At 67.9% G+C, this 23286-nt stretch carries 21 protein-coding genes and 1 pseudogene; 13 read left to right on the forward strand and 9 right to left on the reverse strand.

The genetic code is table 11. From position 1 onward, the window contains the following. Nucleotides 1–5 precede the first annotated feature (5 nt). The 3 genes and pseudogenes from ACEL92_RS01150 to ACEL92_RS01160 all read right to left on the reverse strand — a co-directional run bounded on the left by ACEL92_RS01150 (nucleotide 6) and on the right by ACEL92_RS01160 (nucleotide 1986). On the reverse strand, nucleotides 6–197 hold the full coding sequence (locus tag ACEL92_RS01150) for a hypothetical protein (RefSeq protein WP_374023853.1): 192 nt from the start codon (nucleotides 195–197) through the stop codon (nucleotides 6–8). Further along, nucleotides 194–611: pseudogene (locus ACEL92_RS01155) on the reverse strand (metallopeptidase family protein). Before ACEL92_RS01155 ends, ACEL92_RS01150 begins: the two are co-directional and overlap by 4 nt. Before the next feature lie 4 nt (nucleotides 612–615). Next, entirely contained in the window at nucleotides 616–1986 is a 1371-nt protein-coding gene (locus tag ACEL92_RS01160; RefSeq protein WP_374023854.1) for a septum formation family protein, read from the reverse strand. 112 nt (nucleotides 1987–2098) lie between these two features. On the opposite strand from ACEL92_RS01160, the gene serS reads away from it, so the two are divergent. Next, entirely contained in the window at nucleotides 2099–3358 is a 1260-nt protein-coding gene (gene serS / locus ACEL92_RS01165; protein WP_374023855.1) for a serine--tRNA ligase, read from the forward strand. A 105-nt stretch (nucleotides 3359–3463) separates the two neighbouring features. Here the strand turns inward: serS and ACEL92_RS01170 are convergent, their stop codons facing one another. Further along, on the reverse strand, nucleotides 3464–4213 hold the full coding sequence (locus ACEL92_RS01170; RefSeq protein WP_374023856.1) for a helix-turn-helix transcriptional regulator: 750 nt from the start codon (nucleotides 4211–4213) through the stop codon (nucleotides 3464–3466). A gap of 55 nt (nucleotides 4214–4268) precedes the next feature. Here ACEL92_RS01170 and ACEL92_RS01175 point away from each other — a divergent pair, with 55 nt between their 5' ends. Further along, nucleotides 4269–4838, forward strand: coding sequence for a methyltransferase domain-containing protein (locus tag ACEL92_RS01175; RefSeq protein WP_374023857.1), 570 nt, complete (start codon nucleotides 4269–4271; stop codon nucleotides 4836–4838). A 234-nt stretch (nucleotides 4839–5072) separates the two neighbouring features. On the opposite strand, the gene ACEL92_RS01180 is transcribed toward ACEL92_RS01175, so the two are convergent. Next, nucleotides 5073–5552: a DUF2834 domain-containing protein gene (locus ACEL92_RS01180; RefSeq protein WP_374023858.1), complete on the reverse strand. Its 480-nt coding sequence runs from the start codon at nucleotides 5550–5552 to the stop codon at nucleotides 5073–5075. 70 nt (nucleotides 5553–5622) lie between these two features. Here ACEL92_RS01180 and ACEL92_RS01185 point away from each other — a divergent pair, with 70 nt between their 5' ends. Together ACEL92_RS01185 and ACEL92_RS01190 are read left to right on the forward strand one after the other, a co-directional pair. Then, complete coding sequence (locus tag ACEL92_RS01185) at nucleotides 5623–6246, forward strand: TetR/AcrR family transcriptional regulator (RefSeq protein WP_374023859.1); 624 nt, start codon at nucleotides 5623–5625, stop codon at nucleotides 6244–6246. A 49-nt stretch (nucleotides 6247–6295) separates the two neighbouring features. Next, nucleotides 6296–7858 carry a phytoene desaturase family protein gene (locus ACEL92_RS01190; RefSeq protein ID WP_374023860.1) on the forward strand — a complete coding sequence of 521 codons (1563 nt, stop codon included), beginning with the start codon at nucleotides 6296–6298 and terminating at the stop codon, nucleotides 7856–7858. Between the two features lie 8 nt (nucleotides 7859–7866). Here the strand turns inward: ACEL92_RS01190 and ACEL92_RS01195 are convergent, their stop codons facing one another. Further along, the gene (locus ACEL92_RS01195) at nucleotides 7867–8211 is read right to left on the reverse strand and encodes a hypothetical protein (RefSeq protein ID WP_374023861.1); all 345 of its coding nucleotides are present in this window, start codon (nucleotides 8209–8211) and stop codon (nucleotides 7867–7869) included. Further along, nucleotides 8208–9758, reverse strand: coding sequence for a Rieske 2Fe-2S domain-containing protein (locus tag ACEL92_RS01200; protein WP_374023862.1), 1551 nt, complete (start codon nucleotides 9756–9758; stop codon nucleotides 8208–8210). The genes ACEL92_RS01195 and ACEL92_RS01200 overlap by 4 nt, the downstream gene beginning before the upstream one ends. A gap of 405 nt (nucleotides 9759–10163) precedes the next feature. On the opposite strand from ACEL92_RS01200, the gene ACEL92_RS01205 reads away from it, so the two are divergent. Genes ACEL92_RS01205 through ACEL92_RS01220 form a run of 4 tightly spaced genes read left to right on the forward strand, consistent with a single transcriptional unit; the run spans nucleotide 10164 to nucleotide 13354 of the window. Continuing rightward, nucleotides 10164–10931 (forward strand): lysophospholipid acyltransferase family protein, encoded by a 768-nt coding sequence (locus ACEL92_RS01205; RefSeq protein ID WP_374023863.1) that lies wholly within the window; start codon nucleotides 10164–10166, stop codon nucleotides 10929–10931. Between the two features lie 6 nt (nucleotides 10932–10937). Continuing rightward, nucleotides 10938–11693, forward strand: a complete 756-nt coding sequence (locus ACEL92_RS01210) for a lysophospholipid acyltransferase family protein (RefSeq protein ID WP_374023864.1) — start codon at nucleotides 10938–10940, stop codon at nucleotides 11691–11693. Nucleotides 11694–11707: 14 nt separating this feature from the next. Continuing rightward, nucleotides 11708–12493 (forward strand): lysophospholipid acyltransferase family protein, encoded by a 786-nt coding sequence (locus ACEL92_RS01215; RefSeq protein ID WP_374023865.1) that lies wholly within the window; start codon nucleotides 11708–11710, stop codon nucleotides 12491–12493. A gap of 12 nt (nucleotides 12494–12505) precedes the next feature. After that, nucleotides 12506–13354 carry an HAD family hydrolase gene (locus ACEL92_RS01220; RefSeq protein ID WP_374023866.1) on the forward strand — a complete coding sequence of 283 codons (849 nt, stop codon included), beginning with the start codon at nucleotides 12506–12508 and terminating at the stop codon, nucleotides 13352–13354. Nucleotides 13355–13360: 6 nt separating this feature from the next. On the opposite strand, the gene ACEL92_RS01225 is transcribed toward ACEL92_RS01220, so the two are convergent. Further along, nucleotides 13361–15013, reverse strand: a complete 1653-nt coding sequence (locus ACEL92_RS01225) for an N-acetylmuramoyl-L-alanine amidase (protein WP_374023867.1) — start codon at nucleotides 15011–15013, stop codon at nucleotides 13361–13363. A 134-nt stretch (nucleotides 15014–15147) separates the two neighbouring features. Further along, nucleotides 15148–16206, reverse strand: a complete 1059-nt coding sequence (locus ACEL92_RS01230; protein WP_374023868.1) for a PirG — start codon at nucleotides 16204–16206, stop codon at nucleotides 15148–15150. A 268-nt stretch (nucleotides 16207–16474) separates the two neighbouring features. Between ACEL92_RS01230 and glf the strand changes: the two genes are divergently transcribed. The 5 genes from glf to aftB all read left to right on the forward strand — a co-directional run bounded on the left by glf (nucleotide 16475) and on the right by aftB (nucleotide 23046). Next, nucleotides 16475–17698, forward strand: a complete 1224-nt coding sequence (glf, locus tag ACEL92_RS01235) for a UDP-galactopyranose mutase (RefSeq protein ID WP_374023869.1) — start codon at nucleotides 16475–16477, stop codon at nucleotides 17696–17698. Between the two features lie 62 nt (nucleotides 17699–17760). Further along, on the forward strand, nucleotides 17761–19656 hold the full coding sequence (locus ACEL92_RS01240) for a glycosyltransferase (protein WP_374023870.1): 1896 nt from the start codon (nucleotides 17761–17763) through the stop codon (nucleotides 19654–19656). Then, nucleotides 19649–20188, forward strand: a complete 540-nt coding sequence (locus ACEL92_RS01245; RefSeq protein WP_374023871.1) for a phosphatase PAP2 family protein — start codon at nucleotides 19649–19651, stop codon at nucleotides 20186–20188. The genes ACEL92_RS01240 and ACEL92_RS01245 overlap by 8 nt, the downstream gene beginning before the upstream one ends. Beyond that, nucleotides 20181–21089, forward strand: a complete 909-nt coding sequence (locus ACEL92_RS01250) for a decaprenyl-phosphate phosphoribosyltransferase (protein WP_374023872.1) — start codon at nucleotides 20181–20183, stop codon at nucleotides 21087–21089. The genes ACEL92_RS01245 and ACEL92_RS01250 overlap by 8 nt, the downstream gene beginning before the upstream one ends. Then, on the forward strand, nucleotides 21076–23046 hold the full coding sequence (gene aftB, locus ACEL92_RS01255; protein WP_374023873.1) for a terminal beta-(1->2)-arabinofuranosyltransferase: 1971 nt from the start codon (nucleotides 21076–21078) through the stop codon (nucleotides 23044–23046). The genes ACEL92_RS01250 and aftB overlap by 14 nt, the downstream gene beginning before the upstream one ends. Nucleotides 23047–23286 lie beyond the last annotated feature (240 nt).

Raw genomic sequence — 23286 nt, forward strand, 5'->3', positions numbered from 1 at the left:
GTCGGTCAGACGGCGACCGCGATGGCTTCCGAGCAGCCGCAGCCGACGGCGTCGCAGTCGACGACGAAGGCGTGCGGCAACAGCTCGGGGCTGAAGCAATCGGGCTCCGTGCACTCCGAGCGGCGCAGGGAATGGCGAATGATGGTGCCGTGACAGTGATCCAAGCCTGCCCGGCAGTCGCGGCAGTCAGCACTCATAACCCGTTCATAGCACCGGCGACGGACAAATCCGGGATGCCGCGCCCATAGAACCGGCTGACGTCAGGCCCAGCCCAGTTCTTCCAGCCGCGTGTCGTCGATGCCGAAGTGGTGGGCGATCTCGTGGATCACCGTGATCGCGACCTCCTGGACGACGTCGTCGTCGGACTCGCAGACGTCCAGCAGCGCCTCTCGGTAAATGGTGATGGCGTCGGGCAGGGATCCGGCGTAGTCAGAGTCACGCTCGGTCAACGCCACTCCTTCGTAGAGACCGAGGAGTTCGTCGTCGTCGGGGTGGCGATCTTCGACCAGCACGACGACGTTGTCCATCGCCGCCGCCAGCTCGGGTGGGATCAGGTCGAGCGCGTCGGAAACCAGTTCCTCGAACCGCTGCGGATCCATCCGCACGGGCACTCGGCTACCCCCCGGCGGGCGGCGCGGCGGGCGGGGCCTCCGGCGGAGGGTTGGCAGGCGGAGGCGGCGCCCCACCGTCCGCGGGCGGCGGGGCCTGCGGTGGCGCTCCGGCATCCGCGGGCGGTGGCGCCTGAGGAGCCGGCGAGTTGGTCTCGGGCGCCTGGGGCGTCACGACCGGCTGCTGACCCGGGAGATGCTGGTTGTTCGGCGGGATCTCGGGGGTGGGGCTGGCCTGGCTCTGCGGGGCCTGCGCCGGTACCTGAAGCGGAATCGGCGGGAGGGTGAGCCGCTCTTCGGGAATGTCGGGGGGCGGCACCGGCGCCTGGCCATTGATCAGGAGCTGCCCCTTGGCGCTGTTGACGAGGGTGGCCCAGCCGCCGTTGCCCAGTGTCGCACCGATGCTGCAGGCGACCTCCCGGCTGCCGGCCGTCCAGCTGGCCAGCGGCACGGTCGGGTAGATCAGCGTCAGGGTGGTGGTGCGCAACTTGACCGGCGCCAGATAGGCGTCCGTCATCTTGGTGCACAGGTCCTTGATGTAGCCGTCCTGGTCGGACTCGGCCGGCAGCGCGCCGGGGAACTTCTCGGCCAGGTTGACGGTGCCGGTCACCTCCATCGCGTGCGGTGCGGCGCACTCGACCGGAGCGTCGATCGGCTGGTTGGTGGTCGAGTCGATGCCCAGGCAGGTGCCGGCCGGCCAGACCTTGGACTGGTCGACTTCGGCCACCTTGCCCTTGAAGGCCTGTTGTTGATTGTTGGTGCCGGGCAGTTGCAGGCCGCACAGCATGCGGCGCTCGCCGGACTGGCGCCAGGCCCGGTCACCGGGCCAGAGCAGGCTGACGACGAACCTGCTGTTGGGATCGAACTTGGGTCCCAGGTAGTTCCGCGCGGCGGACTCGCACTGCTCCTGGGTGATCTGCTGGATGCGAGCCGGAGACGGCGGAGCGGCGTTGGGGCCGTACTCGGAGCCGGGGAAGGTGCGCATGTCGAGGGACTCGGCGACTTCGAATTTGTGGTCATCGGCGCAGCTGACGATCTTGGCCGACTCTGGGGTGGTGTCCGGCCACATCAGGCAGTCGCCGCTCGCGGCCTTGTTGAAGGCAGCGTCGCTTTTGGTCCCGGTGGTGGGTACGGGATTGCCGTCCAGGTAGCCGGACAACCGGCCGGGACCGGTGCCGCCGACCGGCAGCGCAGTGACCACCCCGGCGATCAACAAGCCGCCCAGTGCGGTCAATAGCAGGGCGCGCCGGGTGGCCTGCGCCTGCAGGCTGCGCGGCCACCGAAACCCCGCCGGGAGCCGTTGCGGCGTGGCGGCGGGGGCGTCGGCCTCCTGGGCTTCCGGAAGGTCCGTCTCGGGCGCTTGCGACATCGGCTCCATTCTGACAGCAGCGCCTGTGAGGTGTGACAATTGTTACTGATGTGAGTCCTGGGATGACGATAGGTGGGATGCTCTGCCCGCCGGTCGGAGTCGAAAAAGTAGTGTCAGGGCCGTGATCGACCTGAAGTTGCTCCGGGAAGACCCTGACGCAGTGCGCCGCTCCCAACTCGACCGCGGCGAGGATCCAGCGCTGGTCGACGCGTTGCTGGCGGCCGACGCCGCCCGCCGCGCGGCCATTTCGTCCGCCGACGCGCTGCGCGCGGAGCAGAAGTCCGCCAGCAAGAGCGTGGGCGCCGCGTCCCCCGAGGAGCGGCCGGCCAGGCTGGCGCGCGCCAAGGAAATGGCCGAGCAGGTGAAGGCCGCCGAGGCCGAGCAGGCCGAGGCGGAGGCGGCGTTCACCGCGGCGCACATGGCGATCTCCAACGTCGTCATCGAGGGCGTGCCCGCCGGCGGGGAAGACGACTACCGCGTCCTGGACGTAGTGGGCGAACCCACTGCGCTGGAGAACCCCAAGGACCACCTTGAGCTGGGCGAGTCGCTGGGCCTCATCGACATGCAGCGCGGCGCGAAGGTGTCCGGCTCGCGCTTCTACTTTCTGACCGGCCGCGGCGCGCTGCTGCAGCTGGGGCTGCTGCAGATGGCGCTCGGCCTGGCCGTCGAGAACGGTTTCATCCCGATGATCCCGCCGGTGTTGGTGCGCCCCGAGGTGATGGCCGGCACCGGATTCCTCGGCGCTCACGCCGACGAGATCTATCGGGTCGAGGCCGACGATCTGTACCTGGTCGGCACTTCCGAGGTGCCCCTGGCGGGTTACCACGCCGACGAGATCCTGGACCTGTCCGGCGGGCCGCTGCGATACGCGGGCTGGTCGTCGTGCTTCCGCCGCGAGGCCGGCAGCTACGGCAAGGACACCCGCGGCATCATCCGGGTGCACCAGTTCGACAAGGTCGAGGGGTTCGTCTACTGCACGCCGGCCGATGCGGAGGCCGAACACGAGCGACTGCTGGGCTGGCAGCGCGAGATGCTGGCCCGCATCGAGGTGCCCTACCGCGTGATCGACGTCGCCGCAGGCGATCTCGGGTCCTCGGCCGCCCGCAAATTCGACTGCGAGGCGTGGGTTCCGACGCAGGGCGCCTACCGCGAGCTGACGTCGACATCGAACTGCACCACGTTTCAGGCGCGTCGGCTTTCCACGCGCTACCGCGACGACAATGGCAAGCCACAGACCGCCGCGACCCTCAACGGCACGCTGGGCACCACCCGGTGGCTGGTGGCGATCCTGGAAAACCACCAGCAGGCCGACGGCAGCGTGCGGGTGCCCGCCGCGCTGGTGCCGTTTGTCGGCACCGAGCTGCTCGAGCCCATTGGCTAGGGGCGATCGCGAGCGCGGCGTGGCCGGGCGCTGCGGGTCGCCCCCATTTGGCTAGGGGCGATCGCGAGCGCGGCGTGGCCGGGCGCTGCGGGTCGCCCCCATCGGCTAGGGCGCCTTCGCGATCGCCCGGCCCGGCGTGTGCCCGAAGGCCCGCCGGTAGGTGTCGATGAAGGCACTCGCTGTGGCCCAACCACATTCGGACGCCACCGATGTGACGTCGCGGCGCTGCGCGAGCAGCACCAGGGCGCGTTGCAACCGGAGCTGGGTGCGCCATTGCGGAAAGGTCATTGCCAGCTCGTCGCTGAACAGGCGGCTCAGGGTGCGCTGGGCGATGCCGATCCGGCGGCTGATCTGCTCCAACGTCAACGGCGCACGCAGGTCGTCGGCGATCAATGCGCACGCGTCGCGGAGCCGGTCGTCGACCGGTGTCGGAAGCCAAAGGGACTCACCGGGATTGGCCGTGCGCACCTGGTCATGCAGCACTTCCAGCATCCGATGGTGCTCGTCGGTCTCGGTTCCCTCCGCCCGTGAACACGCGATGATGAGTTCGCGCAGCAAAGGGCTGACCGCCAGCACGGCCGGCACCGCGGGACCGCGGCGGTAGCGGACCGGGTCCAGCGCCACGCCGTGAAACTGCGTGTGGCCGTGGAACGTATGTTCATGCCAGCAGCCGGCCGGAATCCAGATCGCGCGATTCGCCGGGGTGATCCAGGTGCCCGCGGGCGTGGTGACCGAGACCGCGCCCGTGGACGGGTAGACGATCTGGTGCAAGGGGTGTCGGTGCCGCTCGATTCGGGCGCCCGGCGCCAGCGCCTGCGACGAGGTCGCCACCCCGTGGTGGCTGATTTCCGACATAACACGGCAGAATATCGGAAGCGCGCGGTGCATGCCGCCGCCTAGCGTGGCCGTCATGGCGATGAATCTCTTGCACCGGCGCCGGTGCAGCTCGGCGGGCTGGGAGAAGGTAGTGGCCGATCAGTTGCTGCCGTGGGCGCTGGACGGCGTCGAATTAGGCGCCCGCACTTTGGAAATCGGCCCCGGGTACGGCGCGACGCTCCGAGCGCTCCTCGAGCGCACCGAATCGCTCACTGCCGTCGAGGTCGACGCCGCGATGGCCGACCGCCTGCAACGGCGCTACGGCAACCGGGCCCGCGTGATCCATGGCGACGGCACAGACACCGGCCTGCCGGCCGACCACTTCACGTCGGTGGTGTGTTTCACGATGCTTCATCACGTTCCCACCGCCGAGTTGCAGGACGGGCTGTTCGCCGAGGCGTTCCGCGTCCTGCAACCGGGTGGGACGTTCGCCGGCAGCGACGGCGTCCCGTCGCTGCGGTTCCGGTTGCTGCACGTGGCCGACACCTACAACCCGATCGCTCCGCAGGATCTGGGCGCGCGGCTGCTCAAGGCGGGCTTCGCCGATGTTCAGGTCGACCCGTCCGGCGGGCGGCAACGGTGGCGCACCCGCAAACCGACGTGAGCGCGACCGGCCGCTCTCAGACGGAGCCGATGCCGGCGAAGGTTGGGCTGCCCGGCTCGAGCGGCACCCGGGCGGCACGTGCGGTGACGCTGATCGTTGGGAGCGCGGGCTTTTGAGCGGCTCGGCGAACTGACCGACGCGGGCCTGGTGGTCCAGCGTTGCGAGCTCAGCGAGGGCGGCCTGTCACTGGGCGAGGCCCTCGATCCGGTGGGCGCGCCGCCGGGCGGAGGGAAGCTAGGCGTTTACCGTCTCGCGGGCCTGCTTGTGCCGGCGCTGCCGTTCCATGGTGGCGAAGTAGAAGGCAAAGGGAAAGGCGAAGCTCGTGAAAAAGCTCGACAGAAAGAACAGCCAGGGCCGCCGTAGGCCGCGCCGATAGCCGTCGATGATGGTAAACACCGGCATCAGAATGACATTGGCGATCATGTAGTCCTGGTTGCCCGAGCCGCACGCCGGGGTCGCGAACTGTCCCTTGATGAATTCGGGGTAGCTGGCGGGGCCCGAGATCAAGTTCCCCTGCCCATGCGCCGCCATCACGAAGTGAATGTTGAACCAGTAGCCCAACACGATCGACGCGATGCCCGCGGCGTAGTACACGCATTCCAGCGGCGAGAGCAATGCCCCGCCCGCCGGTTTGGCATAAACCTTGGGGTTGGAAGCGATGATCCAGGCAATGCATCCCAGCCCGAGTAGAAAGTGCACGACAATGGAGACCATCGGCGCAGTCTCACCCGGCGGCCAAAGTTTTGTCAATAGTGACAAAAGCTAGTTGCGGTACCTTACTTGCATGGTCAGGCCCGCGCAGACGGCGCGCAGCGAACGCACCCGTGAGGCGCTGCGCCAGGCCGCCATGGTGCGTTTCCTGGCCCAGGGGGTCGAGGACACCTCGGCCGAACAGATCGCGGCCGACGCTGGAGTCTCGCTACGAACCTTCTATCGACACTTCAGCTCCAAGCACGACCTGTTGTTTGCGGACTACACCGGGCTGAACTGGTTTCGTGCGGCGCTGGACGCCAGGCCCACCGACGAACCGGTCATCGATTCCGTACAGTCGGCCATCTTCGCCTTCCCCTATGACGTTGAGGCCGTGGCGAAAATCGCCGCAATGCGCGGTGGCGAGCTCGACCAGGACCGCATTCATCGCCACATCCGCGACGTCCAGGCCGACCTCGCCGACGCCATCGAGGCGCAACTGCAAAGGCGTAACTGCGCGGCGCCACGAAAGCCCGACGCGGGGCTGCGGATTACCGTGACCGCCCGTTGCATCGCGGCCGCGGTGTTCGGCGCGATGGAAGCCTGGATGGTTGGCGAGGAGCGATCCCTCGGGGAGCTGGCGCGGATGTCACATGTCGCGCTGGAATCGCTGCGGGACGGCATCTCCGGTACGTGGGTCACCACAGTTTTGTCATAATTGACAAAACTGTGGCCGCATGCCAGCCTGCTGTGCGGGAGGTCGTGACATGTCTGATTACGACGCGATAGTTATCGGTGCCGGGCACAATGGCCTGGCGGCGGCGGTGCTGCTGCAAAAGGCGGGGCTGCGCACGGTGTGCCTGGATTCCAAGCTGTACGCCGGCGGAATGGCATCCACGGTGGAGCTTTTCGACGGGTATCGGTTCGAGATCGCCGGATCGGTTCAGTTCCCCACCTCGACGGTGGTCGTCGAGGAGCTGGGCCTGGACGCCTTGCCGACGATCGACCTGGACGTGATGTCGGTGGCGGTGCGCGGCGTCGGCGACGATCCGCTGATCCAGTACAGCGACCCCATCAAGCTCTTCACCCACCTCAACGAGGTGCACGGGGCGGACGCGGTCAACGGGATGGCGGGGCTGATGGCCTGGAGCCAAGCACCCACCCGGGCTTTGGGCAGGTTCGAGGCGGGAACCGAGCCCAAGACGTTCGACGAGATGTATGCCTGCGCCACAAACGAATTCGAACGCTCGGCCATCGATGACATGCTCTTCGGCTCAGTCACCGACGTGCTGGACCGCTACCTTCCCGACCGCGAGAAACACGGCGCGCTGCGCGGCTCGATGACCGTGCTGGCCGTCAACACCCTGTATCGCGGGCCGGCCACCCCGGGCAGCGCGGCCGCGCTCGCCTTCGGCTTGGGTGTCCCCGATGGCGACACCATGCAGATGAAGAAGCTGCGGGGCGGCATCGGGGCGCTCACCTCGCATCTGGGCGAGCTCTTGGAAAGCCACGGCGGGCAAGTCCGGCTGCGGTCCAAGGTGACCGAGATCCTGGTCGCCGACGGGCGGGTGCGCGGGGTGCGCACCGAAGCCGGCGAGGAGTTGACAGCCCCGATCGTGGTCTCCGGCATCGCGCCCGACGTCACCGTCAACGACCTGATCGACCCGGCCCTGGTGCCCGCCGACATCCGCGAGCGATTTGCCCGGACCGACCATCGGGGCAGCTACCTGCAGATGCACTTCGCGCTGGAGGAGGCGCCGGAGTTCGCCGCGCCCTACGAGGCGCTCAACGATCCGGCGATGCAGGCATCCATAGGCCTGTTCTGCACGCCGGAGGAAGTTCAGCAGCAGTGGGAGGACTGCCGCCGCGGAATCGTGCCGGCGGACCCCACCGTGGTGTTGCAGATTCCGACGCAGAACGACCCGGACCTGGCGCCCGAGGGTAAGCACGCCGCCTCTGCGTTCGCGCTGTGGTTCCCGATCGAGGGCGGCGCCGACTACGGCGACGCCAAGGTCGAGATGGGCCAGCGCGTGATCGACAAGATCACCCGATTGGCGCCGAACTTCGAGCGCAGCATCATCCGGCACACCACCTTCACCCCCAAACACATGGGCGTGATGTTCGGGGCCCCGGGCGGCGATTACTGCCACGGGCTGCTGAGTTCGGATCAGATCGGGCCGAACCGGCCCGGCCCCAAAGGCTTTCGGGGCCAGCCAATCCCGATCGAAGGCCTGTACCTGGGCAGCGCCGGCTGCCATGGGGGTCCGGGCATCACCTTCACGCCCGGCTACAACGCGGCGCGCCGGGCGCTCGAAGAGCGCACGGACTAGCCGCGTGGTCAACCGCGCTGACTGAGCAGCTCGTCCAGGAGCGCGGTGAACTCCTCGGGGCGCGCCGGGGTGAAGGCGGGACTGGGCACAATGCCCGGCGCATCCAGCGTGATCAGCGTCGACTTGAACGGACGGCTCACGTCCAACGGCAGCCAGCGGCGCAAGTCGGAGCTTCCCCAGATCCGGAATCGATGCGTGAGTAGGCCCAAACCCTCGGCCTTATACCCCCGAACCGCGCTCAGTGCGATGACTTTCGACGTGCCGGAGGGAAAGTGGTAGCGGCGCAGCGTGATCGCCGCACGGTCCAGCTGAACCAGGCCGTCGTCGTAACACTGGCCATGGTTGGCGGTCATGCCCGCGAACTTCTCAGTTCGTGACCGCGCGCCGTCAGGCAGCGACCGTCGTCCAACCGCCATTGCCAGCCATGCAGGTTGCAGGTCAGCGTGTTGCCTTCCACCACACCGAATTTCGACAGGTCGGCCTTCAAGTGGGGGCAGCGGCGCTGAATCTCCCAACCGTCCAGCGTGACAGACGAAGAATTGTCATGCGTCTCGGCGAACCAGCCGTCGGCGTAGGCGATTCGCTCCTCGGTGAGGCATTTGAAGAAGGTGTACAGGTATTCGTTGTAGCCGCCGACGCGCCACGCCCTGAACCGGGTGGACAAGAAGATCGTGTTGACCCAATCCGGCTCCCGGTCGCGCAACACGGTGCGGACCAACTCCGGCGCAATGGCGAACCCGTAACGAAGCTTTTCGTCGGGAATACGTTCGCGCACAGTGCGTTTCGGGAAGTCCAGGACGACGGTCTCGGGTCCGATCACCAGTTCGACGGGATAGCCGATACCGTCGCAGATCTCGTCGCTTTGCGACATGATCGGTTCGAACAGCGCACGCAGCGGCTCCAGCAGCGGTTCGCCGGTGGCGGGAGCCCATCGCGACTTCTCGGCGGCCAGGACGGGTGCCATCCGCTCGGCGTAGTCGTCGATGTAAGCCCGCTTCCCGGTGGTGAAGATCGCCTCGACCTGGTCGTCGGGCAGCGGGTGGCTCAGCGAGTTCAGGGCGACGCCGGTGAAGTCCGCGGTCGAACCGGGGATCATCAGCAAGCCGCCGTCGTTGCCGTGGCCCCGCATCTGGTCAAGGAACACCATCTGGTCGGGGAAGATGTTGGCCGGGTCGCCGTGGTCGTCGTTGAGGTCGCGCAGCTCGGGGTCCAGGAAGCACGGCGGGCCGGCCGACGGGATGACCCACGTCGCGCCCACCTGGGCGATGTACTGGCGGGCTCGGTCCATCTGCCGCTGCCGCTTCTGGACGCCGAACGACTCCTTGGCGCGGGCCGGCATGTCGTAGACCATCGGGTACCAGATGGCGCCGGAGTACTGCAGCATGTGCACGTCGATGTGGCCGAACGACGACGTCAACACGTCGAGGTCGACGGGCCGGGCGTCGTTCATGTTGAAAGCCGTTGTCACGCCGTCGGAAACCACCAGTGCGGAGTCACCGAGCGGCCCGTCGGCCGGCGCGCGCAGCGCGATGATCATCACGTCCAGCTCGCCCTTCGGGCCGCTGACGCGGTGTTTGACCGAGCTGCTGGTCTCGAAGAACCGGTAGAAACCCAGCTCCTGCAACGCATTTCGGAGGTCGGGCACCGGGAAGTCCGGCAGCAAGACCACCGCGTCCTTGTTGACATGCTCGGCCAGGTTCTTGGCGTCGAAATGGTCCTTATGCAGGTGCGACAGGTACAGGTAGTCGCAGTCGCCCAGCCTGTCCCAGTCGAGCCGGCTGTTGTCGGGAAACGGGAACCAGGACGCGAAGTACGCGGGATTGACCCACGGGTCGCAGAGGATGCTGCCCGCTGGGGTCTCGATCAGAAATCCGGCGTGACCGACGCTGGTGACCTGCACAAACACCTTCCTGGGGGCCGCCAAAAGGACCTTCGCCGCCCGCGGCCGGCTAACGACTTTTCAGCCCCCGAGCTTAGCGCGAGCCAGCATCGTCGGCCCGCCCGCAGCCATCGGTAGGTCGATGCGAACGGAGGCGGGCTCGGCCCCACCGCAGCCGAGTCGCTTCACCGGCAAAGTCGGCCGCGCCGGCGTCCGCGATCTTGGCGAACTCGGTGCCAACGGCGCCGGGGCCGATGCGGAAGGCCACCCGCCGATCTCGTTCACCCAACACGGCGCACCGCCCTGCCGAAGGCAAACCTGCGGACCGCCTTGGGTGGCGGAACGGGGGCCGCGGCGAAGCTCACGGGATGGCCTCCTTTCGCCACTTCGAGTGACTCACAGCCAGGAGCATTAGGCTGATCAGCTGTGGAACCGGTATACGGGACTGTCATTCAGCTCGCCCGCCTGGTTTGGCGCCTTCAGGGCCTCAAGATCACGGTCGCGGGCGTCGACAACCTACCCAAAACGGGCGGTGCGGTCATCGCCATCAACCACACCGGCTACCTCGACTTCACGTTCGCGGGTCTGCCCGCCTACCAGCAAGGACTGGGCCGCAAGGTGCGGTTCATGGCCAAGCAGGAGGTCTTCGACAACAAGATCACCGGCCCGATCATGCGCAGCCTGCGCCACATCTCGGTGAACCGGCAGGATGGGGCCGCGTCCTACGAGGAGGCGGTCAGGAACCTCAAGGACGGCGAGCTGGTCGGCGTCTACCCGGAAGCCACCATCAGCCGCAGCTTCGAGGTCAAGGAATTCAAGTCGGGCGCCGCCCGGATGGCCGTCGAGGCCGGGGTGCCGATCGTTCCCGTGATCGTCTGGGGCGCGCAGCGCATCTGGACCAAGGGGCACCCCAAGAAGTTGCTGCGCCCGAAGGTGCCGATCACGGTGCTGGTCGGCGAGCCGATCGAACCGACGCTGGGCGTCGAGGAGCTCAAGGGGCTGTTGCACTCGCGGATGCAACACCTCCTGGAGCGCGCCCAGGAGATGTACGGGCCGCACCCGGCGGGTGAGTTCTGGGTGCCGCGCCGGTTGGGCGGCAGTGCCCCGTCGCTGGCCGAAGCCGCCCAGATGGACGCCGAGGAGGCCGCCGCTCGAGCTGCCCGCCGGGCCCGATCCACGGGACCCCCGGAGTAGCGATCAATGGTGGAGCCCGTCTTCCGCACGCTCGAGATTCTGGCTCGGCTGGTGGTCGTCGCCACCGACACCCAGATCTCTTACGGAGGCGAGCAACACATCCCCGACACCGGCGGCGCCGTGATCGCGATCAACCACACCAGCTATGTCGACTTTCTGCCCGCCGCGCTGGCCGTGCACCGGCGCGGCCGCCGGCTCAGGTTCATGATCAAGGCCGAAATGCAGCAGGTGAAGATCGTCAACTTCCTAATCAAGCACACCCGAACAATTCCGGTGGACCGCGGCGCCGGGGCCGGCGCCTACGCCGTAGCCGTGCAGCGGCTCCGCGAAGGCGAGCTGGTGGGGGTGTATCCGGAGGCCACCATCAGCCGCAGCTTCGAGCTCAAAGAATTCAAGACGGGCGCCGCCCGCATGGCCATCGAAGCGGACGTTCCCATCGTCCCGGTGATCGTCTGGGGAGCCCACCGGATCTGGACCAAGGACCACCCGCGCAACGTGGGCCGCGCCAAGGTGCCGATTAGAGTGCAAGCAGGCGCGCCAGTGCCGGCGGCCGACGACATCGCGCGGACCAACGCCGCGCTGCGCGAGTCGATGACCGCACTGCTGCACCACGTTCAGCAGGATTATCCGCACGAGCCGGGGGCGTACTGGACGCCGCGCCGGCTGGGCGGCGGGGCGCCGACCATGGCGGAGGCGGCCCGGATGGAGGCGGACGAGGCCGCGGCGCGGGCGGCGGGCCGTAGTGGACCGCCGTCGCGGTAGGCGAAGGAGAAGACATGCCCGAGGGGTTCTACCGGTTGTGCGAATGGGTCGTGCCGCCGATGGTCGCGATGCAGGGAACCAAGTTCACCTTCCGCGGCCTGGAAAACATCCCCGAACGGGGCGGCGCCCTGCTGGCCCAGAACCACACCAGCTACCTGGACTGGCTGCCAACGCTTCTTGCGGTACGCGAGCGCGGCCGGCGGGCGTATTTCATGATCAAGGCCGAGATGGCCGACGTGAAGGCGGTCAACTACGTGATCAACCACGCCAGGCTGATCCCGGTGGATCGCAGGACCGGCCACGACGCGCTCGAGGTGGCGGTGCAGCGGCTTCGGCAGGGTGAGCTCATTGGGATGCATCCCGAAGCCACGATCAGCCGTAGCTTCGAGCTGCGCGAATTCAAGAGCGGCGCGGCCCGGATGGCGCTGGATGCCCGGGTGCCGATCGTTCCGGTGATCGTCTGGGGTGCCCACCGGATTTGGCCCAAGGATCATCCAAAGAAGTTGTGGCGCAACAAGGTTCCGATCACCGTCGCCGCGGGTCGGCCGCTGCCGCCGCATGGCACGCCCGAACAGCTCAACGCGGCGCTGCGCCAGGCGATGAATGCGTTGCTGTATCAGGTGCAGGAGGAATACCCCCACCCGGAGGGCGAATTCTGGGTCCCGCGGCGCCTCGGCGGCACCGCGCCCAGCCAGGAAGATTCCCGGGCGATCCGTCTGTCGGAGCTGCAGGCACGGATGCAGAAGTACGGCACCGACGGCGTGACCCGACCCGGACAGGACCAGAGTGGAGTGCATTGACCAGACCGGTGAATGCGAACGCGAAACCGTCCAGATGACTGCACAGTGACCCAGCCGGCGCTCATAGCCTGTGACGTCGACGGCACCCTGTTCGACGACAACGAAACCATCACCCCGCGCACCCGCGGTGCCGTGCGCGCCGCCGTCGATGCGGGCGCGACGTTCGTGGTGGCGACCGGCCGCCCGCCGCGGTGGATACGCCCCGTCGTCGACGCGCTCGGCTTCGCGCCGATCGCGGTGTGCGCCAACGGCGCCGTCGTCTACGACCCCGCCACCGACCGGGTGATTTCGACGCGCACCCTGCCCGTCGACACGCTGGCCGAGCTGGCGGAGCTGGCCACGCGCGTCATTCCGGGCGCCGGCCTGGCCGTCGAGCGAATCGGTGAACGCGCCCACGACACCGCCACCCCCCAATTCATCAGCTCGCCGGGCTACGAGCACGCGTGGTTGAACCCGGATAACACCGAGGTGTCAATCGAGGACCTGCTCAGCGCGCCCGCGATCAAGCTGCTCATCCGCCGAAGCGGGGCCCGCAGCGCCGATATGGCCGCCGCGCTCGCCAAGCACGTCGGTATCGAGGGCGATATCACCTACTCCACCAACAACGGCCTCGTGGAGATCGTGCCGCTGGGCACCAGCAAGGCCACCGGTGTGGACGAGATCGCCAAACCCCTGCAGATCTCCCGCGGCGAGGTGCTCGCGTTCGGTGACATGCCCAACGACCTGCCGATGCTGCGCTGGGCCGGCCACGGCGTGGCGATGGGCAACGCGCACCCCGACGTGTTGGCCGCGGCCGACGAGGTCACCGCCGTCAACAACGACGACGGGGTAGGCCGGGTGCTCGAGCGCTGGTGGCCGTAGGGGCGGCTAGGTGGCGGACGGGTGCGCCGGTAAGGAGAAGTGTTCGGCCGGCACGCTGGGGCCGCTCGGTGATTGCGTCGAGAGCGGCGTGGTGATGCCCTCCGCGACCTCGGTGACGTTGCCAGTGAGCCGCTCGTAGTTCAGCGTTCCGTGCTGGAAATTCTGCGTAATCTGTAGCGGCTCTTGAAGTTCCGCGCTGGTCGGCAACCCGAGCGGTCCGCGTTCGTAGCTCAGCAACGCCCAGGCGTCGTAGATCGCGCCGGTGACGGGCTGCGCGCCGGTTTCCGGCGACCAGTACATCGCACCCCGGGTGAACGTGACGTACCGCGCGTCACCGTCGGCGCTGTCCTCCGGGGACGTCGGCGCGCCCAGCACACTGTTCATGCCGCCCATCGCCTGCCAGTGGTCATAGATCGCGCCGCCCTGCAGTGCCTTGATCAATTCCTCGGGCGGATCGTTGAAATGCGAAGCGACGTCACGGACTTCGTCCATCAGCGCGTAGGCGGCGTTGCCCGGGCAATCGGTGTTGCCGACATCGCGGTGCGTGAAGATCGTGGGCAGCGTCGCGATGGAACCGGCCGGGAAGGTGGTGTAGTGGCTGCCCGCCGACTCCAGCGACACGGTGCCCTTGGGGTCGACCCCGTCCAGCCCCAGGCGCCAGCCCAGCAACCGGCCCAGGGTGCGCAGTTGGATCGGCGTCGGTGGTACGTCGTCGAAATTGCCGATCATCGCCACGCCCCAGGTGTTGCGGTTGAATCCGCCGGTGTGGAAGGCCTCGACCGCCTTGGTCAGCCCCCCGGCGCTGCCCTCGAACACCTGGCCGTACTTGTCGACCAGGGCGTTGTAGGCGATGTCACACCAGCCCAGAGTCTTGCTGTGATAGGTGTAGATGGCCTTGACGATGCCGGCCGATTCCAGCGGTGAGTAGTCGTTGCTGCCCGCGGTGTGGTGCACGACGGCGGCGCGAATCCCGTTGTCGTACTGTGGACTACCGCATCGCAGCGACTCGTCTGCGCCCCACTCCGCCCGGCTGATGATGGCGGGGGCCTGGCCGGGCATCAACACCCCCGACGGGGGCGTCCACTGCGCTTTCGCCGGCGCTTGTGGCGGAGAGATGAGGATCGCGGAGATGTTCTGCCCGAAGGGTTGTTCCCGGGACGCCGGTTTGTAGCCGAGGCCGGTGTCGTTCGGGGGTGCGGACGGCGGTCCTCCGGTTGGTGACCCGGCGGTCGGCGGCGCATCGATCGGACGGGCGACCGCGATCTCGACGGTGGTGGTGGTGCCGACGAACACCGGGTCGGTTCCGCGCGGCCCTTCGAGCGATCCGGCCGCCGCCGCCCCGTCGGGCGCCGCTGTCTCGTACTCGGTCTGGTACCAGGGGCCCCACGAACCGTCTGCCCGCCTCGCCCGCACCCGGGTCGAGGTGCCCGCCAGGTCGCCCGTGAGGGCGACAAGGGAGAACGGGGTCTCTTGGCTGATCTGGCGAACGGTGACGCCGCCGCCCAACCCGACCAGCGGCTGTTCGGCCAGCTGGGTGTCATGGGTGGGCGGCGGGCTGTCAGTGCGGTGGCCGCGCGTCGTGTCCGCTACCCACGAGACGATGACGACGGTTGCCGCGATGGCGGTGAGCAACGTCGTCGGCCCGCGACTAGGAGACACCAGGCGATGTTACGTGTGTTTCTAATGTTAATGATGAGACGACACGACCTCCGGCGCGTCGAATCTGCGACCAAATTCGACGGCACCGCAGAAGAAATCTGCGGTGCCGTCTGGTTGGAAGGTTCCCCGGAGGTCTAGACGGGAGGCAGGACCGGTGCCGCGCCCGCGGCGGCCGGCAACGCCCCGGCAGCGGCCGGCAAGGCACCCGCGGCGGCACCGGGCAGGGCGCCCGCGGCACCCGGGAGGGCGCCCGGCAGCGCACCGGCGGCGGCCGGCAGGGCACCGGCGGCACCGGGAAGGGCACCGGCAGCGCCCGGCAGCGCACCGGCGGCGCCCGGCAACGCGCCGGCCCCGCCGTGCATGCCCTGCGTGATCGCCGGCATCACCAAGCCCTTCAGCAGGTCGATGGCCTGACCGGCGCCAAGCTGGTTGGCGGCCTGCATCACGTCGTTGACCAGGCCACCACCACCGCCGCTGGAGCTTCCGCCGCCCCCGCCGAGGCCGGTGCCACCACCAATCGGTGAACCGCTACCGAAGGACGACGGGTCGCCCAGGATCGGGTAGGTACCGTCGGCGCCCGGGTCCAGGCTGGCCGGAGCCGTGATCGGCACTTCACCGGCGGCCGTCGGGCTGCCCAATCCGGGCGCGACCCCGGCCGGGCTGGTCAGCCCGGGGTTGGACAGCGCCGGGTTGAGCCCCGCACCCGGGGTCGCCACCCCGGCACCCGGGGTGGTCGGCAGCGCGCCGGGCGCCGTCAGACCCGGCGTCGTGGGCGCCAGGCCCGGGCTGGTGAGCCCGGGGCTCGTCAGGCCGGGGCTGGTCAGGCCGGGGCTGGTCAACCCCGGGCTCGTCAGGCCCGGACTGGTCAGACCAGGGCTGGCGAGTCCGGGAGTCCCGAGGCCCGGAGTGCCCAGGCCGGGGCTGGCCAGGCCGGGAGTGCTGGCCGCGCCGCCGCCCAGCGCAGGCACCGGAGGCAGGTTGATCCCGAATTGGGACAGCCCCTGCGACAGCGCGCCCATCAGCTCGCCGGGCAGGTCGGTCATCACGGCCGCCTGTTTGAAGTCGTGGTGCTCAGGCGGCTTGCTGCCGGCCGTCGATTCGTAGACCAGGAAGTATGCGCATGGACTCGCCACTGCCAGGGCGGCGACCGCGCTCATGGCTGTCGAAAGCTTGCGTCGGCGTCGGTTCGGCACGGAAGTCTCCTCAATCTGGACAACTCAATCGTCAACTGTGTTGTGTCAGTGCGGCCTTACCGCTTCCTCGCTGGCGACAACCACACAGAGTCGATGGTACGAGTGAGATTGTTGTGACTAGAGTGGTGATATTGAATCGTGAGGTAATTGCGACCCGGACCGTGATCGCCCGATTCGGGGTCGAGGAAACTTCTCCCACGACCGATCGCGGACTCCCTGGCCTCGCCAAATGGGTTAGGCCCACGCCGTCGGATACCCTAAGCAACCGATGACTTCTCCTTTTAGTCGCTTTGACCTCTTTGTCGTCGGCTCCGGGTTCTTCGGCCTGACCATTGCCGAGCGCGTGGCTACCCAACTCGGGAAGCGCGTGCTCGTGGTCGAACGCCGCCCACACATCGGCGGCAACGCCTATTCCGAGGCCGAGCCGCAGACGGGCATCGAGGTCCACAAGTACGGCGCCCACCTGTTCCACACCTCCAATAAGAGGGTGTGGGACTACGTGCGGCAGTTCACCGACTTCACCGGCTACCAGCACCGGGTGTTTGCGCTGCACAACGGGCAGGCCTACCCGTTGCCGATGGGGCTGGGCCTGGTTTGCCAGTTCTTCGGCAAGTACTACAGCCCCGACGAGGCGCGCCTCCTCATCAAGGAGCAAGCTGCCGAGATCGAGTCCGCCGACGCGCAGAACTTTGAGGAGAAGGCGATCTCGCTGATCGGGCGCCCGCTGTACGAGGCGTTCATGAAGAACTACACCGCCAAGCAGTGGCAGACCGACCCCAAGGAGCTGCCGGCATCCACCATCACGCGGTTGCCCGTGCGCTACACGTTCGACAATCGCTACTTCAACGACACCTACGAGGGGCTGCCGGTCGACGGCTACACCGCGTGGCTGAAAAACATGGCCGCCGATGAGCGCATCGAGGTGCGGCTGGATACCGACTGGTTCGACGTGCGCGACGAACTCCGCGCCGCCAGTCCGGATGCCCCAGTGGTATACACCGGCCCGCTGGACCGCTACTTCGACTACTCGGAGGGCCGATTAGGATGGCGCACTTTGGATTTCGAGGTCGAGGTGCGCGACACCGGCGATTTCCAGGGCACGCCGGTGATGAATTACAGCGATCTAGACGTGCCCTATACCCGCATCCATGAGTTTCGCCACTTCCACCCGGAGCGCGACTACCCCACCGACAAGACGGTGATCATGAGGGAGTTCTCGCGGTTCGCCGCCGACGACGACGAGCCCTACTATCCGATCAATACCGAGGCCGACCGTGCCCTGCTGGCCGCGTACCGCGCCCGGGCGAAGGCCGAAACCGCGTCGGCGAAAGTTCTCTTCGGCGGGCGGCTGGGCACCTACCAATACCTGGACATGCACATGGCGATTGCCAGCGCATTGAACGTGTACGACAACACCCTCGCGCCGCACCTACGCGACGGCAAGGCTCTGGTGGAGGAAGGCGCCGGGGGGATGACCGCGGCGACGAAATGAGGCCAAATGAAGGGAGCAGCGATGAGGTGGGGGCACCACCCGCGTGCGGGGGACGGCGCTAAATGACCGCCGTAAGCCTGCTTTCCAGAATCATCCTGCCGCGTCCGGGTGAACCCCTCGACGTGCGCAAGCTGTACCTGGAGGAATCGACCACCAACGCGCGGCGCGCGCACGCGACCAGCCGTACCTCGCTGGAGATCGGCAAAGAGTCCGAGGTGTCGTTCGCCACGTACTTCAACGCGTTCCCCGCCAGCTACTGGCGCCGCTGGTCCATCTGCACGTCGGTGGTGCTGCGCGTCGAGCTCACCGGAACCGGACGCGTCGACGTGTACCGCACCAAGGCCACCGGGGTGCGAATCTCGGTGGAGGGCCGCCAATTCGTCGGGACCGACGATCAGCCGGCCATCGTCGAGATCGAGGTGCCGCTCAAGCCGTTCGAGGACGGGGGCTGGATCTGGTTCGACATCACCACCGACACCGCGGTGAACCTGATCAGCGGTGGCTGGTACGCGACCGAGCCCGCGCCAGGCACTGCCAACATCGCCGTCGGCATCCCCACGTTCAACCGCCCCGCCGACTGCGTCAACGCGCTGGCCGACCTCACCGCAGATCCGTTGGTGGACGCGGTGATCGGAGCGGTGATCGTCCCGGACCAGGGCACCCGAAAGGTGCGCGACCACCCGGACTTCCCGGCGGCGGCCGCCGGGCTGGGCAGCCGGCTGTCCATCCACGACCAGCCCAACCTCGGCGGCTCGGGAGGTTACAGCCGGGTGATGTACGAGGCGCTGAAAAACACGGACTGCCAACAGATCTTGTTCATGGACGACGACATCCGCATCGAGCCCGACTCGATCCTGCGGGTGCTGGCCCTGCACCGCTTCGCCAAGACGCCGATGCTGATCGGCGGTCAGATGCTCAACCTGCAGGAGCCCTCGCACCTGCACATCATGGGCGAGGTCGTCAACCAGTCGAACTTCATGTGGACCGCCGCGCCGCACGCCGAGTACGACCACGACTTCGCCAAATTTCCGTTGAACGACAAGAACGATCGAAGTGCACTGCTGCACCGCCGCATCGACGTCGACTTCAACGGTTGGTGGACGTGCATGATCCCGCGCCAGGTCGCCGAGGAACTCGGTCAGCCGCTGCCGCTGTTCATCAAATGGGACGATGCCGAGTACGGTCTGCGCGCCGGCGAGCACGGGTACCCGACCGTCACGCTGCCCGGCGCGGCGATCTGGCATATGGCCTGGAGCGACAAGGACGACGCGATCGACTGGCAGGCCTACTACCACCTGCGCAACCGGCTGGTGGTCGCCGCAATGCACTGGGACGGCGACATCACCGGGCTGGTACGCAGCCACCTCAAGGCGACCCTGAAACACCTTGCCTGCCTTGAGTATTCGACCGTCGCGATCCAGAACCGGGCAATCGACGACTTCCTCGCCGGCCCGGAGCACATCTTCTCGATCCTGGAATCCGCACTGCCCGAAGTGCATCGGCTGCGCAAGGAATATCCGGACGCGGTGGTGCTGCCGGCCGCGAGCGAGCTTCCGGCGCCGTCGAACAAGACCAAGGCGATGAAGCCGCCCGTGAATCCGCTGTCGATCGGTTACCGGCTGGCCCGCGGCATCCTGCACAACGCGACCAAGGCCGACCCCGAAGCCCACCGGCGCCCCCAATTCAACGTGCCGACCCAGGACGCCCGCTGGTTCCGGCTGTGCACGGTCGACGGCGTCACCGTGACGACGGCCGACGGGTGCGGCGTCGTCTACCGGCAACGCGACCGGCGCAAGATGTTCCAGCTGCTGTTCGCATCGCTGCGCCGGCAGCGCCTTCTGGCGAGCCGCTTCGACGAGATGCGCAAGACGTACCGGGACGCGCTGCCGGTGCTGTCCAGCAAGCAGCAATGGGAGACGGCGCTGCTGCCCGCGCACGCCGGGCGAGAGCATGGTTGATTCGGCCCCCCCGCGCGGCGAAGTGGCCGCCCTGGTGGCCGTGCAAGCCGCGCTGGCGGAGCGCCCCGGCGTGCTGACGGCGGCGCGCGGGCTGTCCCATTTCGGCGAGCACAGCCTCGGCTGGCTGGCCGTGGCGGCGGTCGGCGCGCTGCTGGCGCCTAAGCGGCGATGGGACTGGCTGGTCGCCGGGGCGGGGGCGTTCGCCGCGCACGCCGCCGCCGTGCTGGTCAAGCGGGTGGTGCGGCGCCAGCGGCCGCATGACCCGGCCGTCGTGGTGAACGTCGGCACCCCCAGCCAGCTGAGTTTCCCCTCGGCCCATGCCACCTCGACGACGGCCGCGGCCATCCTGCTGGGCCGGATCACCGGCCTGCCACTGGCCGCCCTCCTGGTTCCCCCGATGGCGTTGTCCCGGATGCTGCTCGGCGTGCACTATCCCAGCGACGTGGCCTGCGGCATCGTCCTCGGTGCCACCGTCGCGCGAATCACCGTTCGGCTACGGGGCCGGGCGGGGAAGGTCTGGGCGAATGAGTGAGGACGTGGTAACCGGGCGTTCGGGCAACCTGGTGGTCGGGGTCGTCAAGGCGATCCGTCCGCGGCAGTGGGTGAAGAACGTTCTGGTGCTGGCCGCGCCGCTGGCCGCGTTGGGCGGCCCGGTGCACTACAACTACGCCGACGTGCTGACCAAGGTGTCCGTGGCGTTCGTGGTGTTCTCCCTGGCGGCCTCGTCGATATACCTGGTGAACGACGTGCGCGACGTCAACGCCGACCGCGAGCACCCCACCAAGAGATTCCGGCCCATCGCGGCGGGTGTGGTCCCCGAATGGCTGGCCTACACCCTCGCGGTGGTTCTCGGTGCGGCCTCGCTGGCGCTCGCGTGGTGGCTGACGCCCGACCTGGCGGTGGTGATGGCCGTCTACCTCAGCATGCAGCTGGCGTACTGCTTCGGCCTCAAACACCAAGCGGTCATGGACATTTGCATCGTGTCGTCGGCATACCTGCTGCGGGCGATCGCCGGCGGCGCCGCCACGGGCATCCCGCTGTCGCAGTGGTTCTTGCTGTCAGCGGCGTTCGCCTCGCTGTTCATGGTGGCCGGCAAGCGGTACGCCGAGCTGCAGGTCGCCGAGCGCACCGGCGCCGCGATCCGCAAGTCCCTGGAGAGCTACACCAGCACCTACCTGCGGTTCGTCTGGACAATGTCGGCCACCGCGGTGGTGCTGTGCTACGGGTTATGGGCGTTCGAGCGGGACCGCCACTCGGGATCGTGGTTCGCGATATCGATGGTCCCGTTCACCATCGCGATCCTGCGCTACGCCGTCGACGTCGACGGCGGGCTGGCCGGCGAGCCCGAAGACATCGCGCTGCGGGACCGGGTGCTGCAGCTGCTTTTCCTAGCGTGGATCGCGACGCTTGGAGCTGCCGTTGCCTTCGGTTAGCCCCGAACTGCAGGCCCTCAAAGCGCGCATGATGCGCACCCGGCCGGTCACCAAGCGGTTGGGCTGGCCGGTGTTCCCCTATACGGCGCTGGTCCGGGTCAGCCTGTGGATCAGCGTGGCGGTGGTCTCCGTGCTGTTTGCCTGGGGCGCCTGGCAGCGGCGCTGGATCGCCGACGATGGGCTCATCGTGTTGCGCACGGTGCGTAACCTGCTCGCCGGCAACGGGCCGGTCTTCAACCAGGGCGAGCGGGTGGAGGCCAACACCTCCACGGCCTGGACCTACCTCATGTACGTCGGCAGCTGGGTGGGCGGGCCGATGCGGATGGAATACGTGGCGCTGGCGCTGGCCCTGACGCTGTCGGTGGTGGGCGTGGCGCTGCTCATGCTGGGCGCCGCGCGGTTGTACGCGCCCAGCCTTCGGGGCCGCAAGGCCGTCATGCTGCCCGCCGGCGCGTTGGTCTACATCGCGCTGCCGCCCGCACGTGACTTCGCGACCTCCGGTTTGGAGAGCGGGCTGACGCTGGCCTACCTCGGGTTGCTGTGGTGGATGATGGTCTGCTGGGCGCAGCCGGTACGGAACCGGCCGGATCGCGACGTGTTCATCGGCGCCCTGGCGTTCGTGGCCGGCTTCAGCGTCCTGGTCCGGCCCGAGCTGGCGTTGATGGGCGGGCTGGCGCTGATCATGATGCTGGTCGCGGCGCGGACCTGGCGCCGCCGGGTGCTCGTCGTCGTGGCCGGCGGGTTGCTGCCCGTCGGCTACCAAATTTTCCGCATGGGCTACTACGGCCTGCTGGTGCCCGGGACCGCGCTCGCCAAGGACGCGGCCGGCGACAAGTGGTCCCAGGGCATGATCTACCTGTTGAACTTCGACGCGCCCTACGCCCTCTGGGTGCCCGTGGTGCTCCTCCTGCCGCTGGGACTGCTGCTGCTCGCGGCGCGCCGCCGGCCGTCGTTCTTGCGGCCCGCCCTCGCGCCCAACTACGCGCGGGTGGCCCGGGCGGTTCAAAGCCCGCCGGCCGTCGTGGCTTTCGTCCTGGTGAGCGGCCTGCTGCAGGCGCTCTACTGGATTCGGCAGGGCGGCGACTTCATGCACGGGCGGGTGCTGCTGGCGCCGCTCTTCTGCTTGCTGGCCCCCGTAGCCGTGATCCCGCTGGCCATCCCGGACGGGCAGGACTACTCGCGGGAGACGGGCTATTGGGTGGCCGGCGCGGCTAGCGTGCTCTGGCTGGGTGTGGCCGGCTGGTCGCTGTGGGCGGCGAATTCACCTGGGATGGGCGACGACGCCACCCATGTCAGCTATTCCGGGATCGTCGATGAGCGGCGCTTCTACGCGCAGGCGACCGGGCACGCGCACCCGCTCACCGCCGCCGACTACCTGGGGTATCCGAGGATGGCGGCCATCCTGGCGGCGCTCGACAACACCCCGGACGGCGCGCTGCTGCTGCCGTCGGGCAACTACATTCAGTGGGACCTGGTGCCCATGGCGCAGCCGGGCCCCGACAAGCCGCCCCAAAAACCGCAGCACGCAGTGTTTTTCACCAACCTGGGCATGGTCGGCATGAATGTCGGTCTCGATGTCAGGGTGATCGACCAGATCGGATTGGCGAATCCGCTTGCGCAACACACGGAACGGTTGCAGCACGGGCGCATCGGGCACGACAAGAACCTCTTCCCCGATTGGGCGATCGCCGACGGGCCGTGGGTGAAGGTATATCCCGGGATTCCGGGCTATCTGGATCAGCAGTGGGTCGCCGAGGCGGTGTCCGCACTCAAATGTCCCGAGACCGAGGCGGTGCTGAGTTCGGTGCGGGCACCGATGACCCCGCACAGATTCCTGTCCAACCTGCTGCATTCCTATGAATTCACCAAATACCGGATCGACCGCGTGCCGCGCTACGAGCTGGCCAGATGCGGTCTGCCGGTGCCCGAAGAGGCCCCGCCGCCGCCTCGCGAGTAAGCCCCGCGCAGAAGAATTTTCGACCAATCTCAAACATTCGCTTCAGGCGGGCCCCGTGAAAAATTGCCAGCAACATCACAATTGGGCCTTGACCAGCCGGCAATGATGCCCAAGTACATGCGAAAACGCGGATTCCGTGGTCGCTGTTTCACCTGGAAAGCCCCGGGTGACGCGGGCCGAACGATGCTTTGGGGGGCCGCCTCGATGCGACCGGGCGACCGAAGGTGTGGTTGACTACAC

The organism is Mycobacterium hainanense, from assembly GCF_041890355.1.
In the GTDB taxonomy this organism is placed as follows: domain Bacteria; phylum Actinomycetota; class Actinomycetes; order Mycobacteriales; family Mycobacteriaceae; genus Mycobacterium; species Mycobacterium hainanense.

Bases quoted from the DNA above. Each gene is read 5' to 3' on its own strand.
- ACEL92_RS01150 (WP_374023853.1), bottom strand. From the start codon at position 197: ATGAGTGCTGACTGCCGCGACTGCCGGGCAGGCTTGGATCACTGTCAC.
- ACEL92_RS01160 (WP_374023854.1), bottom strand. From the start codon at position 1,986: ATGGAGCCGATGTCGCAAGCGCCCGAGACGGACCTTCCGGAAGCCCAG.
- ACEL92_RS01170 (WP_374023856.1), bottom strand. From the start codon at position 4,213: ATGTCGGAAATCAGCCACCACGGGGTGGCGACCTCGTCGCAGGCGCTG.
- ACEL92_RS01175 (WP_374023857.1), top strand. From the start codon at position 4,269: ATGGCGATGAATCTCTTGCACCGGCGCCGGTGCAGCTCGGCGGGCTGG.
- ACEL92_RS01180 (WP_374023858.1), bottom strand. From the start codon at position 5,552: ATGGTCTCCATTGTCGTGCACTTTCTACTCGGGCTGGGATGCATTGCC.
- ACEL92_RS01185 (WP_374023859.1), top strand. From the start codon at position 5,623: ATGGTCAGGCCCGCGCAGACGGCGCGCAGCGAACGCACCCGTGAGGCG.
- ACEL92_RS01190 (WP_374023860.1), top strand. From the start codon at position 6,296: ATGTCTGATTACGACGCGATAGTTATCGGTGCCGGGCACAATGGCCTG.
- ACEL92_RS01195 (WP_374023861.1), bottom strand. From the start codon at position 8,211: ATGACCGCCAACCATGGCCAGTGTTACGACGACGGCCTGGTTCAGCTG.
- ACEL92_RS01210 (WP_374023864.1), top strand. From the start codon at position 10,938: ATGGTGGAGCCCGTCTTCCGCACGCTCGAGATTCTGGCTCGGCTGGTG.
- ACEL92_RS01215 (WP_374023865.1), top strand. From the start codon at position 11,708: ATGCCCGAGGGGTTCTACCGGTTGTGCGAATGGGTCGTGCCGCCGATG.
- ACEL92_RS01220 (WP_374023866.1), top strand. From the start codon at position 12,506: ATGCGAACGCGAAACCGTCCAGATGACTGCACAGTGACCCAGCCGGCG.
- glf (WP_374023869.1), top strand. From the start codon at position 16,475: ATGACTTCTCCTTTTAGTCGCTTTGACCTCTTTGTCGTCGGCTCCGGG.
- ACEL92_RS01240 (WP_374023870.1), top strand. From the start codon at position 17,761: ATGACCGCCGTAAGCCTGCTTTCCAGAATCATCCTGCCGCGTCCGGGT.
- ACEL92_RS01245 (WP_374023871.1), top strand. From the start codon at position 19,649: ATGGTTGATTCGGCCCCCCCGCGCGGCGAAGTGGCCGCCCTGGTGGCC.
- ACEL92_RS01250 (WP_374023872.1), top strand. From the start codon at position 20,181: ATGAGTGAGGACGTGGTAACCGGGCGTTCGGGCAACCTGGTGGTCGGG.